The 18481-nt window shown below is 34.5% G+C and carries 14 protein-coding genes; 12 read left to right on the top strand and 2 right to left on the bottom strand.

Going from position 1 to position 18481, the window contains the following annotated elements; all coding sequences use genetic code 11:
* Position 1 precedes the first annotated feature (1 nt).
* A complete protein-coding gene (locus tag KF816_14385) occupies positions 2 to 214 on the bottom strand; it encodes a hypothetical protein (GenBank protein ID MBX3009204.1) in 213 nt (70 codons plus the stop codon).
* A gap of 211 nt (positions 215 to 425) precedes the next feature.
* On the opposite strand from KF816_14385, the gene KF816_14380 reads away from it, so the two are divergent.
* From KF816_14380 to KF816_14360, 5 genes are all read left to right on the top strand, one after another.
* Entirely contained in the window at positions 426 to 2513 is a 2088-nt protein-coding gene (locus KF816_14380) for a peptidylprolyl isomerase (protein MBX3009203.1), read from the top strand.
* A 91-nt stretch (positions 2514 to 2604) separates the two neighbouring features.
* Positions 2605 to 3321: an outer membrane beta-barrel protein gene (locus KF816_14375; GenBank protein ID MBX3009202.1), complete on the top strand. Its 717-nt coding sequence runs from the start codon at positions 2605 to 2607 to the stop codon at positions 3319 to 3321.
* A 65-nt stretch (positions 3322 to 3386) separates the two neighbouring features.
* Positions 3387 to 3929: a shikimate kinase gene (locus tag KF816_14370; GenBank protein ID MBX3009201.1), complete on the top strand. Its 543-nt coding sequence runs from the start codon at positions 3387 to 3389 to the stop codon at positions 3927 to 3929.
* Positions 3916 to 5010 (top strand): 3-dehydroquinate synthase, encoded by a 1095-nt coding sequence (gene aroB / locus KF816_14365; GenBank protein ID MBX3009200.1) that lies wholly within the window; start codon positions 3916 to 3918, stop codon positions 5008 to 5010. Before KF816_14370 ends, aroB begins: the two co-directional genes overlap by 14 nt.
* A 7-nt stretch (positions 5011 to 5017) precedes the next feature.
* Complete coding sequence (locus KF816_14360) at positions 5018 to 6709, top strand: family 10 glycosylhydrolase (protein MBX3009199.1); 1692 nt, start codon at positions 5018 to 5020, stop codon at positions 6707 to 6709.
* A gap of 6 nt (positions 6710 to 6715) precedes the next feature.
* Here the strand turns inward: KF816_14360 and KF816_14355 are convergent, their stop codons facing one another.
* Positions 6716 to 7579: a prolyl oligopeptidase family serine peptidase gene (locus KF816_14355; GenBank protein MBX3009198.1), complete on the bottom strand. Its 864-nt coding sequence runs from the start codon at positions 7577 to 7579 to the stop codon at positions 6716 to 6718.
* A 65-nt stretch (positions 7580 to 7644) separates the two neighbouring features.
* On the opposite strand from KF816_14355, the gene KF816_14350 reads away from it, so the two are divergent.
* The 7 genes from KF816_14350 to KF816_14320 all read left to right on the top strand — a co-directional run bounded on the left by KF816_14350 (position 7645) and on the right by KF816_14320 (position 18463).
* A complete protein-coding gene (locus KF816_14350; GenBank protein ID MBX3009197.1) occupies positions 7645 to 8205 on the top strand; it encodes a DUF192 domain-containing protein in 561 nt (186 codons plus the stop codon).
* Positions 8206 to 8366: 161 nt separating this feature from the next.
* Positions 8367 to 9410: a LacI family DNA-binding transcriptional regulator gene (locus KF816_14345; GenBank protein ID MBX3009196.1), complete on the top strand. Its 1044-nt coding sequence runs from the start codon at positions 8367 to 8369 to the stop codon at positions 9408 to 9410.
* Positions 9411 to 9428: 18 nt separating this feature from the next.
* A complete protein-coding gene (locus KF816_14340) occupies positions 9429 to 10406 on the top strand; it encodes an alpha/beta hydrolase (GenBank protein ID MBX3009195.1) in 978 nt (325 codons plus the stop codon).
* Between the two features lie 302 nt (positions 10407 to 10708).
* On the top strand, positions 10709 to 13717 hold the full coding sequence (locus KF816_14335) for a TonB-dependent receptor (protein MBX3009194.1): 3009 nt from the start codon (positions 10709 to 10711) through the stop codon (positions 13715 to 13717).
* Between the two features lie 97 nt (positions 13718 to 13814).
* Entirely contained in the window at positions 13815 to 15527 is a 1713-nt protein-coding gene (locus KF816_14330; GenBank protein MBX3009193.1) for a T9SS type A sorting domain-containing protein, read from the top strand.
* 103 nt (positions 15528 to 15630) lie between these two features.
* On the top strand, positions 15631 to 16842 hold the full coding sequence (locus KF816_14325; protein MBX3009192.1) for a glycoside hydrolase family 88 protein: 1212 nt from the start codon (positions 15631 to 15633) through the stop codon (positions 16840 to 16842).
* Positions 16843 to 16852: 10 nt separating this feature from the next.
* The gene (locus KF816_14320) at positions 16853 to 18463 is read left to right on the top strand and encodes a hypothetical protein (protein MBX3009191.1); all 1611 of its coding nucleotides are present in this window, start codon (positions 16853 to 16855) and stop codon (positions 18461 to 18463) included.
* Positions 18464 to 18481 lie beyond the last annotated feature (18 nt).

Genomic DNA, 18481 nt, shown 5'->3' with positions numbered 1-18481 from the left:
CTCATAAATAAAGTGCGGCAATAATTAAAAAGGCGTGAATAGCCATAAAATAAAAGAGACCAAACCACATCACTTTCCACCAAAAGCGGTGCCGTTTTAATCTCATATCAATTCCTTTGGATTTCCTAATAATTACCATTCCGGCTATAAAACAGAGCCCGCCAACACCATAAAGGTAGATATAAGGAAGCCAAGTATCGAAGAAACCAGGCATAATAATAAATTCCTAAAAAGTTCATGCCAAGTTATTAGCATCACGGCGAATTTGCAAATTATTTCGATTTAGTTGGAGTGAAACGTTAAAAATTGATCCTACCCAAAAAAAACATCAAAATTAAAGTGTTGTATTAAATTGCATTTAAGAGCCTGTCTATCTATTTTAAGCGCCTAAAATTTTATTATTTCTTAAACGGAGGTTGTATTTTATGGCTACAATGGCCAAGATGAGGAGTTTAGCTCCGTGGTTTATGTTTCTAGTTGGCGGTGTTTTTGTTCTTTTTATGGTGTTGTCAGATTCAAATTTATCTGAATACTTTGGGAGTCAAAGACAAAATATAGGATCTGTTAACGGGGAACCGATATCTTATCAAGAATTTTCTACGTTGCTCGATCAGTTTCAAAAGCAGCAAGAGCAACAGACAGGTCAGCCTATAGAAGAATCACAATTAGATTTTTTTAGAGAACAAGTTTGGGATTATCTTGTTTCACAAAAACTTTTAGCAAAGAAGCGTGATGAGTTTGGAATTACTGTCACTGATGAAGAAGTAAGAGATTATATATTAGGTCCCAACCCTCCCGAATTTTTACGCCAACAGTTTGTTGATTCAACAGGCAACTTTAATAGAGAATTATACGAGACTACTCTTAGAGACCCGCGTAATAAAGAAATTGTGATTTCAGTTGAAAATCAGATTAGAGATCAATTAATTCAGGAAAAGTTAGTACAATATATAGGCGCCAGCGTAGTTGCAAGTGATGATGAAGCTCGTGAACGTTTTATTGAGCGTAATATTAAAATGAAAGCTAAATATGTTTTCGTTGATATTAACACTATCCCCGAAGCCGAATTAAAAATTACAGATGATGAAATAAAAAATTATTATAACTCAAATCCTGATGAATTTAAAGTTGAGGAAACACGCAAATTAAAATATGTTTTGTTTAATCGCGCGGCTACTTTGGCTGATACACAGTCAATAGTAAAAAATCTTGAATCGATTGTAGCAAAAATTAAAAATGACACAGCTTCATTCAAGAGCTATGTAGATATCTATTCTGATCTTCCATTTACAAAAGATACTCTTTCCTTAACCGATTTTGCAGGACCTGAAAGAAACACTTTAAATGCGGCCAATGTTGGAGATGTTGTTGGGCCAATTCTTGGTAAAGATGGGGCATCTGTATTCAAATTAATAGCTAAGGTAAAAGCTAAAAATGATAAAGTTAGAGCTTCCCATATTTTAGTTAGATCAACAGGCGATGATAAAAAAGATTTAGAAAAAATTAATTCTATTTATAACGAAGTAACAAAAAGCAACGACTTTGCATCTGTTGCCAAAGCTAAATCGGAAGATGGCAGCGCGCCAAATGGCGGTGATTTAGGTTGGTTCGGCAAAGGGCAAATGGTTAAAGAATTTGAAGAGGCTTCATTTAAGGGACAGGTTGGAGTAATTCAAAAACCAATTAAAACTGCTTTTGGCTATCACATAATAAAAGTTACTGATAAATCGAACCAGGATATTGTTGTTGAAAGAATTGTAAATAAAATTGAGCCATCGGCAACAACACTCGATAAACTATATACCAACGCTGAAGATTTTGCCTTCATTGCCAAAGAAAATGGATTTGAAAGTGAAGCTAAAGTAATGAAATATCAAGTTGTTGAAACACCACCAATAACAGAGGCTGGCAGATTTATCCCAGGAGTTGGAGCTAATTCCTCATTAATTAAATTTGCGTTCACCGAGAGCGTTGGTGCAATAAGTGAGGTTCATAAAATTCCTACAGGGTACATTGTTGCAATGATTTCTGACGCGGTTAAAGCTGGAGTAAGAAATTTTGAAGAAGCAAAAGATTTAGCCAAAAATTCTGTATTGAAAGAAAAACGATTGAAAAAATCATTTGAAATTATTTCTAATATCAAAAAGAAAATTGACGCAACCGGAAATGTTGAGGATGCAAAATCAGTTTTTGCTGCAGCCAGAATTGATACTACTACTGAGTTCACGAGTCAAGGTAATGTGCCGGGTGTTGGCAGAGATTTTGGGTTTACAAACTATGCATTAACAGCCGAACTAAACAAATGGTCGGCACCGGTTAGAGGAAGCTTGGGTTCATATTTGATTAATGTGACTTATAGAACCAAATTTGATGAGGAAATTTTTAACTTCGAAAAATCTCCATTAAAAAGAGAGATCATTTCACAGAAAAAGAATCGTGTATTTTCTCAGTGGGTTCAAGATCTCAAAAAAGAAGCCGATATAGAGGACAACCGGCATCTCTTCTTCCGCTAATAAGTATTCATATCTATTATAAAGAGGCTGAAAATTCAGCCTCTTTTTTTTGCCTGTTAAAATTAATTCAACTTCGTATATTGCCATAAGTATGATAAGAAAAACTAATTATTTCATATTTATGTTTCTCTTCTGTGGCATTGCATACTCTCAAATCGAAACCTCGAAATATGCAATCTCCATTAATGGAAACTATACCACAACTTCTAGGCTCTATCTTAATCCAAATTCAAATGATATTTTATTGCGTAACTCATATGAGAGTTTGGATGATATCTATAATTATTCCATAGAAATTAGATATAAAATTGGCACAAATTTATTTTTAGCCGCTGGTTCTGAGATAATTCAAAAGAAACATGTGAATAGTTCATATAATCTCGCCGGTGTTAAAGCAATACTAACTGATGGATTTCAATTAATCCCGGTTGAGATTACATTCTATTATGAGCTGCCGTTTTCGAGTGACCGGATTAAAATATTTATGGGTGGGGGCGGGGGATTTTATTTTGGAAAACATATTAGAGAGATTGGAGATGTATCGGTAAAATCATCTATCGATAAAAGTGCGTTCGGTATTCATGTTACTGCAGGTGTCGACTATTTTATAAATGAAAAACTTAGTTTGAGAACGCAGATGCGATTCCGCGATCCGGAGATTAATTTTAAAAATGAATACGATAGGCCAACAGTAAATATTAATGGAAGAAGTATACTCCTGCCCACTTCAAGTTTTCATACCAAAGTAAATGTTGATGGGATTACATTCACTTTAGGCGCCTCATATAATTTTAACCTTCCTTTTTAAGAATTATAATATTCACCTTCAATTTTTTATATTAGTCCATAAATCTTAATAATTAAATGGCTGATATAAGAATATATTTGACCGGTTTTATGACCAGTGGTAAAAGTACTATCGGACCAATCCTTGCTAATGTACTTGGACTTGAGTTTGTTGACTTGGATACAGTGATCGAGGCAAAAGAATCAAAAACTATTGTTCAAATTTTTGAAACTAAAGGAGAAGATTATTTTCGTGATTTAGAAACTAGATGTCTTCAAGAAATTTCAGGTCGGGAGAAAATTATTGTTTCGTTGGGCGGGGGAACAATGACGAGTGAAATAAATTTAAAAATATTAAAAGACTCTGGGAAAATTATCTACTTAAAAGTCTCTCCCGATGCTCTTTACAAACGGTTGAAGAATAAAATTGATCGTCCTCTGTTTAAAGATTTGGTGCTCAATAACAGTTCGGAAAAAGATTTTGTTGAGAGAATATCGGAGATGTTGGAAAAAAGAGAGATATATTACAACCAAGCTGATTTAGTTATTAGAACAGATATTACTCCCATAGGAATAACGGTTGATAAGATCGCAAAAAAAATTAGGGATATACTCCATGAAAAGTATTAATATAAAAATACCGGGCAAAAATTATCCGGTTATAATTGGCAAGGAGGCGTTTTCTGAATTATTATCTCTTCTTGAGAAACGCAAAATGTACAAAAACCTTTTTTTTCTAATTGACCAAAACGTGTTTAAATATCACAAAAAGACAATAGAGAAATTCACAAATGGATATAAGGGGAAACTGTATGTACACCTTTATAATGTTTCCGAAAAAAATAAGAACTATTCGGCTATTCAAAAAATTCATAATGCTTTAATTGCGAACGGATTTGGAAGAGATACCACCCTTGTTGCGGTGGGTGGAGGAATCCCCGGCGATGTTGGTGGGTTTGCCGCATCTACTTATGCACGTGGAATTAATTTTGTGCAGGTGCCAACAACATTGTTATCGGCTGTCGATAGTTCAGTAGGAGGGAAAACCGGAATTAATTTTGGCGGGACAAAAAATATTATTGGCACCTTTTATCAACCCGGTTTTGTTCTTGTTGATTTAAAATTCTTAAATACACTTTCTCGTTCTGATATTGTTTGTGGCGCCGGTGAAATTCTAAAATATGGATTGATGACCGACGAAATAAAATTTTACGACCTGCTCGATAATTACGAAAAGCTTATCAATTTAGATGAAAAGTATATTCAGAATATTCTGGAACTCTGTATTGAGTTCAAAGGGGGAATTGTTGCAGAAGATGAGAAAGAATCGGGTTTGAGGAAAGTATTAAATCTGGGACATACTTTTGCCCACGCGATCGAAGTTGAACAAAATCATAAGATTAAACATGGGCAGGCGGTGGCAGTTGGTTTGGCAGCCGCAATTGAGCTCTCTCACAAATTAAATTTAATTGATAGTAATGATAAAGATGAATTTATGCGGCTACCGTTGCTGCTCCGAGATGAAATTAAAATTAATAAATATTCCGCCTCAAAAATTTATGAAGCTATGAAGAGAGACAAAAAAGGAAGAGACCAAAAAATTAAATTTGTATTGATCGGCGGAATCGGTAAAATTATTCTTGATGTAGAAGCCGAAAAGAAAGATGTAATTGGCTCGATCAATTATGCCTTAAAATTGTTTGGCAAATAATTTAATTATGAAAAACCTGGTCATATTATATCTTATTCTTTCATTTTCTGTATATGCTCAAGTTGATCGCGAGACAAGAGCTGTTTGGCTTACTACCAATTTTAGGCTTGATTGGCCTCCGCCAACATTTGATCAGGAAAAGCAGAAACAATCTTTAATAGAAATTTTCGATGATATCAAATCAAAGAATTTAAATACAGTTTTTTTCCAGGTTAGAACTAATGGAGTTGTTTTCTTCAAATCTTCCTTTGAGCCATTAACCCAATACATTACCGGAGAAGTTGACGGTGAAGCTACCTACGATCCTCTTGAATTTGCAATTGAACAGGCTCATAAAAGGGGATTGGAAATTCATGCATGGCTAAATATTGTTAGATGCTTTACCGGTAATGAGTCAATTATTCTGAATGATCCAAATCATATTAGCAAACGCAAACCGGAATGGGTAGTAAGCGATACACGGGATGGACAAAAATCACTTTGGCTCGATCCTGGTTTGCCTGAAGTAAGGGAGTATATTTCAAACCTCATTATGGAGATGACCGAAAATTATAATATTGATGGGGTGCATTTAGATTTCATCCGTTATCCCGGGAGAAATTTTGATGATGACTTCTCATATAGTATTTATGGGAGTGGATACACCAGAGACGATTGGAGGAGAAATAATATTACAGAGTTAATTTCGCTTATCCACCGGAATATTAAAAGTATAAAACCGAAAATTAAATTTGGTGCGGCGCCAATCGGAATTTACAAAAATTTAAAGGGAATGAATGGGTGGGAAGGATATAGCGAAATTTATCAAGATACACGCGAATGGCTGAAGAGGGGAATAGTAGATTATTTAGCTCCTCAAATTTATTGGGGTTTTGATGAAAAAACACGATTCGATTTATTGGCAAAAGATTGGGTCCAAAATTCATTTGGCAGATCTGTATTTCTTGGAATTGCTGCTTATAAAGATAATGTCAAATCTCAAATGGAGAGCATGATAAATTTTTCGAGAACAATTAATGCTGATGGTGTTGCTTTTTTTAGGTATGAAAATATTAAGGATATTTCTTTTTCCTCATTCGAACATAAAACCTTTCCCTCGGCAATGGCATGGATGGATAAGTTGTACCCCGATCCCCCCTTAAATTTCAAAAGTGAAAAATCAGGTGAAAAAAATCATTTCAATCTTAGCTGGGATACACAGAATAAAAATGAGGATAGTGTGAGATATTTTGCATTATATAATCTTCCGTTCAGCGATTCTGAAATATTGCCAGAATACCTATTTGAAATAATTCCCGCAGATAAAAATCTTATTTCCATCGCGATTGATAAGCCAAAAAAAATCAATTATTATTTTACTCTTAAGAGTGTTTCGCAATTGTGGAATGAGAGTATTGAATCATCAAATATTGTCAGAATTAACATACCTGAACTAGCTTCGAAATTGACTGAAAACGATTATTCAACGAGTCCAATATTAGTAAAAGATCCAAATCTAAATTCTAAACTGTTGATTTACGCATCTCAAAAAGAAAAAATTGTTTTACAGGGAGTTGTGAATACCAGAATTGATGAACTATTCAGTTTGGAATTATTTCCAGGTAAAAATATAATAAATATTGCTCACGATATATCCACATATCCAATTATTAAGATTGTAAATAAAACTAGCGGTAAAGAGTACCAATTAAAGCTATAGTACTTTTTAAAAAGTATAATTAGCGGATAAATACTTAGTGAACCATCCCTTTCTATATTGATCTACCTCTTTTCGGTGTCCTTTCAAGAAATGATCCCCTTCTTCGAATAGAATCAATCTAAAAGGAAAATTCAAATTCAATAGCTTGGAAGCCAAATCAATTGAATCATGCGGTAGCACTCTTGTGTCTTTATTCCCATGTAAAATCAAGATTGGAGTAGTAGCACAAAGTTTTTCCGGGAAATTGATGATCGACCTTTCGCTACACATTTTTTTTATTTGCACTTCATCATTACCAACCACTCTTTCGTACAAGTGATGCATGAATTTGCTTTCATTTGCGTTACAGCCCAAGTTTGCAATACCACCGCTAATAACCGCACACTTGAAAAAATCTAACCGTGTTAAAGCAAGATAGGTCATCATTCCGCCACGGCTCCATCCTTCAATTCCCCATAAATTAGTATCAGCGAATTCTAATTCATTGGCCGCGGGAATTAAATTCAGAATATCATTTAAATCAGCGCCGCCAAATTCATCTTTTCCTTCACTTCCAGCATTACCCCTATATTGAGATGAAAAAACTACATAACCCCAGCTTGCAATTTGTCCAAAAATTCCACGAGCGTTAAATTCATCAATTGCTCCGGCGTTGCCAAATCCTCCGCGGCACCAAATAATACAAGGATATTTTTTAGAAGTATCCTTTGGATACGCTAAATAACCATTCACTTTTAAGTCATCTGATATGTAGGTAATTTTTTCAACCACACTATTTTCTACACATTCTGTCCCCCAACCGCTCGATATCATTTTCAATTGTGTTTCGCCTAGGTTAATTGTTTTTCGGTCAATTATTTTTGAGTTCATAATTTATTCTATAAAATTCTTAACTTTGGTTACATTAATTATTGCTTAAAATAAGAATTCTAATTATGTCAAAACAAAAAATTAATCTAAGAGAGAAAAGAAAAAAGCTTTTTATTCAGTTAGCTGTGGTAGTAATGGTAATCTCTTTTCTTACTTTAATCATCTTTTCAAATTTTGTTGGAACCGATTCGCCAAAAAATAATGAATTGGAAAATGCGATGAACTCAAAAACTACATTCGTTTTTAAGAAACAAGGGGAGTTAGCATTTACTGATCAGAATGAATCTGTAAAGTCTATTATAGACATAGAAGTGGCGGATGATTTCCAGAAGCGCGCAACCGGGTTGATGTTTAGAGAAAAAATGGAAGAGAACCAGGGGATGTTATTTTTATTTGAGCTTGAAGAACCACAATCGTTTTGGATGAGAAACACTATACTTTCGTTAGATATACTTTATGTAAATTCTCAAAAAGAGATTGTGAAAATCTACAAAAATGCCCGCCCTTATTCAGATGATGGGCTCCCCTCAATCAAACCCGCCAAATATGTTGTTGAAGTGATTGCTGGTTATACTGATAAATATAAAATTGTGGAGGGGGACAAAGTGAATTGGAGAATCCAGTAAAGCATTACTTTGCGGTTATGTATTATTTTTAATGTTTTTAATTTTTTCTTGACATTTTGTTTAGAATTGGTGAATTTGTTCTGCGTGAAAGTCAGCGGTAAAGTAAAATATTTATTTACTTTATTGATTAATTAAAATTCTAAAACAAAATTGATAGAAAAATGAAAGTGAGAGCAATTACCTTAAATGATATCGCCGCAAAACTGAATGTTTCCACAGTGACGGTATCCAAGGCATTAAGAAATCATCCCGATATTTCTCCAGCTACTACGAAACTTATTAAGAGCATAGCCGATGAACTGGGCTACACTCCTAATATTATGGCTCGAAATCTTTCCGCCAGAAAATCTAACACAATTGGGGTGGTCGTCCCCAAAATAGCCCATTTCTTTTTCAGTTCTCTAATAGAGAATATTTACAGCTTTGCATTCTCTCACAATTATGAAATTATATTAACAGTCTCAGCCGAAAATGCTGAGAGAGAAAAGAAGCATATTCAAACACTTATGGCAATGAAAGTTGATGGAATTATTGTTTCGATATCGCAAGAAACAAAGGACTTTTCAGTATTTGATACAGTGAATAAAAGAGGTATTCCTCTAGTCTTTGTTGATCGCGTCCCTCAAATGCAGCATAATTGTTCGGTTACAGTAAAAGATCGTGATGGTTCATTCAAAGCAATTGAACACGCTATAAAACTTGGTTACAGAAAAATAGGCCATTTTGCGGGTTATACTGATATTAATATTGGCAGAGAAAGACTCGAAGGTTTTAAACAAGCCATGAATCAATATGATGTTCCGATTAATCCCGATTGGGTAATTGAGGGAGGATTCGGAGAAGATTTTGGGTATCAAACTTTTATGAAACTTTACCGTGAAAATAATTTGCCCGATTTAATTTTTACCGTTACTTATCCGGTTGCACTCGGGGTTTATATGGCCGCTGCTGAAGTGGGGCTTAAAATTCCAAATGATGTTGATGTTATTTGTTTCGGTAATGCAAAAATTCAAAAATTTCTTTCTCCTCCTTTGAGTTGCATAGATCAATCCACGGAACTATTAGGTCAAAATGCAATGCAGTTAATTTTAGACCGCTTGAATAATCCCGATAACAACATATGTAATTCTATTGAGATTGATTGTGATCTTATATTGAGGGGTACATGTATTTCATTCAATAGAAACAATGACATTGTGATCTAACAAAGGGACTTAATTTAGTTGAGATTTGAAAAAACAGAAATATTAGTTGTTCTCTTTTTAATATTCTCAAATACTATTTTTACCCAAGCTCAGATTGATAGAGATACTTCTTTTACACTCAAGGATACATACTTAAAAGTTGTAAAAGAATTTCCATACACGGCTATCCCGATGATTCCTGACAGTTCAACATTCACCAAATACGAAAATCAAATCTACGATAATACCTTTCGTGATTTACACATAGATATATACAGCCCAAAAAATGTTTGTGCACCAATTCCATTAATTATTATAATTCATGGAGGAGGATGGCGATCCGGTTCAAAGGAAATGGAGCGACCATTAGCAAAAAATTTGACGCAACATGGATTATGCACGGCAACTGTTGAATACAGGCTTTCTCCCGAAGCAAAATATCCGGCAGGGGTGGTTGACTTAAAAAAGGCAATTAAATGGATTAAGAAAAACTCTACCGGTTATGGAATTGATTCATCGAAAATTATTTTACTCGGAGGTTCGGCAGGCGGTACATTGGCTGCTCTGTTGGGTGTGACTGCAAATCATAAAATTTTTGATGGTATGAATTATTATCCGGAAATATCAACCGGCGTTTGCGGAATAATTAATATCGATGGAATTGTAGACTTTTCGGATCCCGCAGAAAGTGGGAAAGATACTATTCCCGCTAAACCCTCTGCCGGAAAATTATGGTTTGGTGCATCTTACTCGGAAAATCCAAATATATGGAATGAAGCTTCACCGTTAAATTATGTTGATAAGCAAACTCCTCCAATATTATTTATTAACAGCGCCCAAAAAAGATTTCGTGCCGGTCGCGATGAGTTCATAAAAAAGTTAAATGTATTGAATAAATATTCTCAGGTAGTAGAGATAGATAATTCCCCACACCCATTCTGGTTATTCGAGCCCTGGTTTTCCACCAATATCAAATTAATTACTGATTTCGTAAAAAAAATAACTGCACGCGCGTAAAATCCGGCAGTTGAACAGGCAATTTTGGATATTTTATAGTTATCAATAAAGTAATTGATAAAATTGACTAAATATCAAGTTTCTATAGAAAAAAATAAAATTTTAAATCTCAAGATTAATGGTGATGAATTAACTTGACTTTTGTGACAAATTTAATAAGATTTAGTAAGCAATAAAGTAAACTATTAAGTCATCTTTGTCGTTGATAAATTTTAGATGCTGATTGATGGTAAAGTAAACCTTAAATTCTTCGATAATCTTTTACCATCAACTAAACAATTAATTGCAATTTGGAGGCACTTATGAAAAAGAATTCATTAATAGTATTAATGAATTTATTACTATTAGTAACTGCGGGTTCATTATTCGCTCAGGGGACAATTCGTGGAGTTATAAAAGATTCTTTAACTGCTGAAACTCTTGTTGGCGCAAATGTTTTTTTGGAAGGAACTTCTCTTGGTTCGGCAACAGATATTGAAGGTGAATACCGAATTCCACGAGTTCCAGCGGGTAACTACAGATTAAGAATTTCTTACATCGGTTATAAATCTAGAACTGTAGATGTATCTGTTGCAGACAACCGAACTGTAGTTGTCAATGAATCATTATCCCCCGATTTCATAGAATCTTCAACAATTGTGGTTTCTGCCCAAGCATTGGGACAAGCCGCGGCAATTAACCAGCAGAAATCTTCGAATACCATAATCAATGTTGTGTCGGAAGAAAAAATTAAAGAATTGCCCGACGCGAACGCCGCAGAAGCAATTGGGCGACTTCCTGGCGTTTCTCTTTTAAGATCAGGTGGCGAAGCTAATAAAGTTATTTTACGTGGATTGAGTGATAAATATGCAAATGTTACTATCGATGGAGTTCGTATTGCGTCTACTGATGCTGAAAGCAGAGGGTTAGATTTAAGTACAATCTCTCAAAGCTCTCTTGCCGGAATTGAGCTTTATAAAGCATTAACTTCGGATAAGGATGCAGACGCAATTGCTGGTAGTATTAATCTTGTAACTAAAAAAGCTCCTTCAATAAGAGAAATCAGTGGATTATTCAAAGGTAGTTACAATGATGTAATGAGTTCAGGTAAACAATACGATCTCTCACTTAAATATGGCGAACGATTTTTTGACGACATTTTAGGATTGCAATTATCTGGCAACCTGGAAAACAGAATTAGAAGTAATGAAAGAACTAACCTTGATTATGATCAGACGATTAATAACCAAACTGACTATGTTATAAATAATTTATCTATTGAGTTCACAGATGAAATTAGAAAAAGAAATGGATTTAGTGTATTATTAGATTTTAATACCCCCGACGAAGGTACAATTAAGTTTAATAATGTATTTAATTTTACAAGTCGTGATTATATAACTCATAGCCGTGATTATCCTGCTGGTGGCGGTACTGGTGGTGCTGTTACTTATCAGTTTAATGACAGAGAACGAGATATTCAAACTTATAATAGCTCAATAACTGGTGATAATAATTTACTAGATATGAAATTTAATTGGGGACTTTCTTTCTCACAATCAAAAGCTAATTATCCTTATAATTATGAAATAAACTTTTTAGAACCATCAAACTCCAATATCTCCGGTATGAAGGGAGGAGCTCCTCGATTAAAGGATAGCCCAGAAAAAATAATTCCTTTTGCGCATAATAACTTTTTAGCGGCTACTCTTTATGAGGCATTTTATAGAAGCCAAGAAAACTATGAGAAAGAAAAATCTGCTTATTTAAATATTACAAAGCCCTACACCCTAACCAATAATATTTCAGGTGAATTAAAAGCGGGTGGTAAGTACAAAACAAAATTGCGAACTAATAATAGTACAATGCTTTATGCTCCATACTATTTAGGTTATTGGCAGCCTTACACAATGACTGATGGAGGAGCTGTTTTAAAAGATTTGAGCGGAACTATGTTCGATGCATTTTTTAAGCGTTATCAGCAAAACCCTCTTAATAATACTTTGGCTTTTCAGGAATTCTTAAAGAGTCCTGCAGAGTCAAGAGACGTGTATGATTTATATAAATTATACCCGCTTATTGACAGGGATAAATTAAGAGAGTGGTATTCATTAAATAAAAACGGAGTTGATAGAAACGGTAGAAATCCAGAATACAGTTTTGATCCTTCAGAGAAAGCAAACTTCTATGATGTTACTGAATCAATTTCTTCAGCTTATTTAATGAACACATTAAATATTGGCCAAGAGTTAGTATTTATTGCAGGGTTGAGATTAGAACATGAAGACAATTTTTATAAATCAAAATACTCTCCAATTCAAACTGGTGGATTTCCTATTCCTCCAGATGCATCACGTGATACTTCTGCTACGTTTAAACAAACAATTGTTTTGCCTAACTTTCACTTAAATTTCAAACCAACAGACTTTTTAAATATTCGACTTGCCGTTTATAAAGCTCTAGCTCGTCCAGATTTCAACAACAGATTAAATACATATTTTGCGTGGAGACCTGCCGCAACTGGTGCCACTAAACAATTAATAATAGGAAATCCAACACTAAGAACTGCACAAGCATGGAATTATGAAATTAATACTTCATTCTATGGGAATGAAATTGGATTAATATCTATATCTGGTTTCTATAAGCAAATTGACGATATGTATCATATGCTTAGTGGATTAAATACAGAAGGTAATACAATGATCCAAAGTGTTGGGCTGGATTGGAAAACTCTTCATACCGGTACATATGCTTTAACTGTTCCATATAATTCACCTAAACCTACTAAAGTTTGGGGAATTGAATTTGAGCATCAGATGAATTTTGGATTTTTACCGGGATTACTTAAAAATATTGTGCTGAGTTATAATATATCGGCGGTTAGATCAGAAACTTGGATAATTGCTTCAAGAATTGATACCGTTCAATATTTCCAACCCCCATTTCCTTTCCCATTCTATCGATATGTTGAAGTGCCAATTCATGTTAAACGACAGCTTGAAAATCAACCAAAATTATTTGGTAATATTTCATTGGGCTATGATATTGGCGGATTCTCAGGCAGAATATCCCTTTTCCATCAATCAGAATATAACTTATCATTCTCACCTAGCGGAAGAGGAGATGCTATCATCAACCCATATACAAGGCTCGATCTGGCACTAAAACAAAAGGTTACCGATTATTTATCAGTGATGCTCAACATCAGTAATCTTACAAATATTAAGGAAGAAAATTCTATTTATAACAGAGTAAATGAATATAAAATTTTAAATACAAGCGAACGTTATGGATTAACAGCAGATTTTGGAGTTAAGATCGACTTTTAATAATGCAATTAACGGGAAAATCTTAAATAGAATAAAGGTTTTCCCTAATACAATTAATCTCTAGGGAGATAATTTAAAAACAAAACAAGGAGGCCTCATGCTGAAAAGAAGAATCTACATACTATCTTTACTTACAGCATTTTTATTCACATCAGTAGCTTTCGGGCAAAGCGTTGTAAAATTGAAAGCTTATGATGGAACACCAGGATCACTATTGATCGCTCAAATTAAAGCTGACACTCTTGCAAACAAAGGTATTCCTGCCGGTAGAGTTTATGAACTCGAAGCTGGGAAAATTTATTTAAGCACCGAACTTTTTAACGTTGCCGCAAAATATACTCTTAGATTACGTGGTGCTGAAGGCAAAAAAGCTATTATTTACCTATACCCAACTGGTACAGGCGCTAATCCACAAAGACCTCCAGGAAACTTATTTGTACTTTTAGGTGGAAATCTTGAATTAACGAATCTTGCAATTGCAGGATATTTTGAACCTGATCCATCAGGATTGGATAATGTTCAGGGTGGTTTGGTTAACACCACTGCTGCCGGCTCATCCATAATTGTTGATAAATGCGTCCTATCCAATATTAATGGGCAACATATTAGAACCGGCAGTGCAACAAAAGTAGTAAAGGTTACAAATACAATACTCGCGAATGCAGGTGCATTAACAACTTCAAACTTTGGCGCTGGAAAAGGATTGGATTTACGTGAAGCTTCATGCGATTCCTTAATTCTCTTAAATAACACTTTTGTAAATTATCAAGATCGTCCTATTCGTCACTACAATTTTGCTAATCCATTAGCAGGTACCGGCGGTTTAAAATATGTACGAATTGAACATAACAGCTTTGTAAATGGTATGGGTTTCCATGGATTATTATCACTAGGAAATGTTGGTAAAGAAGTAATCATTAGTAATAACTTATTTGTTGACGCATTTGCTTCAGGAGAAGATTCAAGCGATGGCACAAGAGCGGCAGAATGGGCAAATACAGGTGAGAAATATCCAAGCGGTAAAAACAGAATGAGTTGGATTTTTACAGCTCCAAATGATACAACAGTTTGGAAAGTTAAAAACAATTACTATAGTATCTCGGCTGCCGGTCAAAAGTTTTTTGACGATAACAAAAATGTTCCAATAACAGAAGGAAAACCCCTTTCTTGGCATATAAATAAAAGATTAGGTGCAGATTCTGTTACAGCGTTCAAAAAACAGAATGTTGCGTTAAAAAATATTCCAAACCTAATGATAAATATGATGAATTGGTATTTAAGTCCTGCCGGCGGTAATAAGACAAAGAATACACCATCCAACCTTTGGGATAAAAATTTACACGACTTTGACAGAAGAGATCTTAATTATTACCTGAATGATTACAATGGTGGTTATGCTACTACAAGTCCTCTTTATATGGCTGCCGAAAAAGGATTTCCGGTTGGCGATTTAAATTGGTTCCCAACAGAAAAACAAATTTGGGATAATGGTGGTTCAATTGTGAGTGTTGCCGGAAATGAAGTTATACCAAATGAATTTACATTAGATCAGAATTACCCAAATCCATTTAACCCGAGCACTACCATTGCTTATGCACTTCCAAAAGCATCGAGCGTTTCATTAGTTGTATTTAATGCTCTTGGTCAAAAAGTGGCAGAACTTGTAAATGCTGAACAAGCTGCGGGTTCATACACAGTTAATTGGAATGGAAAAGATTTATCAGGTAAAAATGTATCGAGCGGTATTTATTTCTATCAAATAAAAACTGCTGATGTTTCGATGACAAAGAAAATGATGTTGTTGAAGTAATCTCTTTACTTATTACTATTATGCGGCGGCCTTAAATAAGCTGCCGCATTTTTTTTAGCCTCTATTTGTTTATAATATTTTTTGATAAATAAGGAATGTTAAGATGCTCGAAAAAATTTCAAAATTAATATTAATTCTATTTCTCTTTTCTATAAGTGGATGCGCGCAGACAAGTCAAATTTCGGATTCAAACGATAAAGCTCAAAAAATTACCGCACAATTTATCGCTGAATCATTTTTAGCCCAGCATCCCGGTGGTGTTACTCACGATAAGTATATGACAAAGGAAGACTGGAATTATGAACAGGGCTTGATGCTGGAAGCTCTTTATCAAATGTATAGAAAAACCGGTGACGAGAAATATTTTGATTTCATTAAAACGAATATTGACTTATATGTTGATGATGATGGTAAAATTAAAACTTACGAGTTCGACACATTTAATATTGATAACATTCCCCCAGGGCGCGCGTTATTAATGTTGTATCAAAAAACAAAAATTGAAAAGTATAAAAAAGCCGCTGATACTTTAAGAAAACAATTAGCTCACCATCCCAAAACTGAAAGCAATGGTTTTTGGCATAAAAAGATATATCCAAACCAAATCTGGCTTGATGGACTTTATATGGGACAACCATTTTACGCGGAGTATTCCAATCTTTTTAATCAATCGAAAGATCTCGATCATGTATTACATCATTATGAATTAATCGATCAAAAAGCTTGGAACCCTACTGCAAAACTTCATTATCATGCGTGGGATGAAAGCAAAAAAATGCCATGGGCTAATCCCGAGACCGGTACTTCACCTAATTTTTGGAGCAGAGCAATTGGCTGGTATTGTATGGCAATTGTTGATGTACTTGATTTTATTCCTGAAAATCATCCCAAAAGAGATTTTCTGATACAATTATTAAATAAAATTTCAGATGGACTTCTACAATATCAAGATGATGAAAGTAAATTATGGCGGCAGGTTACAGATCAGGGTAAAAGAGAGGGGAATTATCTTGAAACCTCTGCATCGGCAATGTTTGCATATACTTTTGCAAAGGGAGTGAGGAAAGGATATCTCGACAAAAAATATTTTGATATTGCTAAAGGTGTTCATGAGGGGATTATCAAAACTTATGTTAGATTTGATGAGAACGGTTATCTTGAATTAGATGGTACATGCAGAAGCGCTGGTTTAGGAGGTAATCCTTATCGTGATGGAAGTTATGAATATTATATTAGTGAGCCATTTAGAATTAATGACTTTAAAGGTTATGGCCCATTTTTATTGACAGCTATAGAGTTAGAGATAGCTAAATAAATTTATAATTATGGCAAGACTAAGATGGAACATTATTCTATTCTCTCTATTTGTTTTTTTGATTTGCAGAACATTCGAAGCACAGAATAATACTCTTCATAAAAAATCAGTTAAAGAGTCCATAGAAAGAGCCGTAAAATATTTTGATGAAAATTTGTCAGTTAATGGGGGATATGTTTGGACATATTCAAAGGATTTAACAAGGCGCTGGGGTGAGTTAGAGGCTTACCCCGGCATGATTTGGGTGCAGGGTCCCGGCACAATTAAAATGGGGCACACATTCCTCGATATCTACGAAAAACTAAACGATCCCTATTATTTAAATCTCGCACGTAAAGCGGGATTAGCGCTCGCAAAAGGGCAAATGGAGTGTGGCGGGTGGAATTACTTTATAAACTTTGATGATGAGGCAATTACAAAAGAGTGGTACAATACAATTGGCAAGAACGCATGGAGGTTGGAAGAGTTTCATCATTATTACGGAAACGCAACATTTGATGATAATACTACAACAGGGGCTGCCGATTTTTTATTAAGGTTGTCTTTCCATTCTGACGATGAGAGAATAAAATCATCGCTCAATAAATCAATTCAACTCATATTGGAGAGTCAGTATGAGATTGGGGGTTGGCCTCAGAGATATCCCATAAAAGATAAATATGAGAAGGAGGGAAATCCCGATTACACTTCATTCCTCACCTTTAATGATGGCGTTACGCTAGACAATACAATTTTCCTAATCAAGCTTAAGTTGATCTTTGATGATCCATCACTTAATGATCCAATTAAAAGGGCAATTGATTTCTTTAAAATATCGCAACACGCTAATCCACAGGCCGGATGGGGAATGCAATATAACCTTGAATTGCAACCAGAGGGCGCACGAACCTATGAACCAAAATCTTTATGCCCTGGATACACACTCCAGAATGTTCATGCATTAATGAAATTTTATGAATTAACCGGGGATTCAAGTTTAATAAGGCGAATTCCGGATGCATTCAATTGGCTTAAATCCATTAGAGTTAATTCAGATGATGAAAATATTTTTCTTGTCCCAACTTTTGTTGAATTAGAAACGAACAAGACTCTCTATCTCCATCGTATTGGCTCTAATGTTAAGCATGGTAAGTACTTCTTCGATTATAATAATGAAAAATTGATAAAGCATTATAATTCACTTCGAATCATTGGGTTCGATCAGGTTTTTGAAAAATTTGAGGATTTGAAAAAAAACAATCTTACAAATAAAGGCAATATTATTTCACTGGAATACAAGATTAAAGATCTTCCAAATACTCAAAAATATCATAGTATCAACTCATTTTTTAGTTTTGATTACAATTCTACAGATTGGAAAATAAATGAAGAATTGGCAGGAAAAATTATAGCCGAGCAGGACGAGAAGGGTAGATGGCTCACTCGAAACGCATTTATATCCCACCCTAATGCAGGGGATTCAAAGTTGGGTGATGAATATACTTTTGAGTTTTCAACAACCATGGTAGGCGATAAATATGATACTTCAACGTTTGAGAATACAACAGATCAAAAGTTTATATCCACGGCACTATTTATCCGTAATGTGAAAGCATTGTTACAATTTTTATCACAAAAATAATTTTTCAAGCGAATATCT

Source organism: Melioribacteraceae bacterium, assembly GCA_019638015.1.
Taxonomy (GTDB): Bacteria; Bacteroidota; Ignavibacteria; order Ignavibacteriales; family Melioribacteraceae; genus JAHBUP01.
This window is presented reverse-complemented; position numbering and strand designations above follow the sequence as displayed.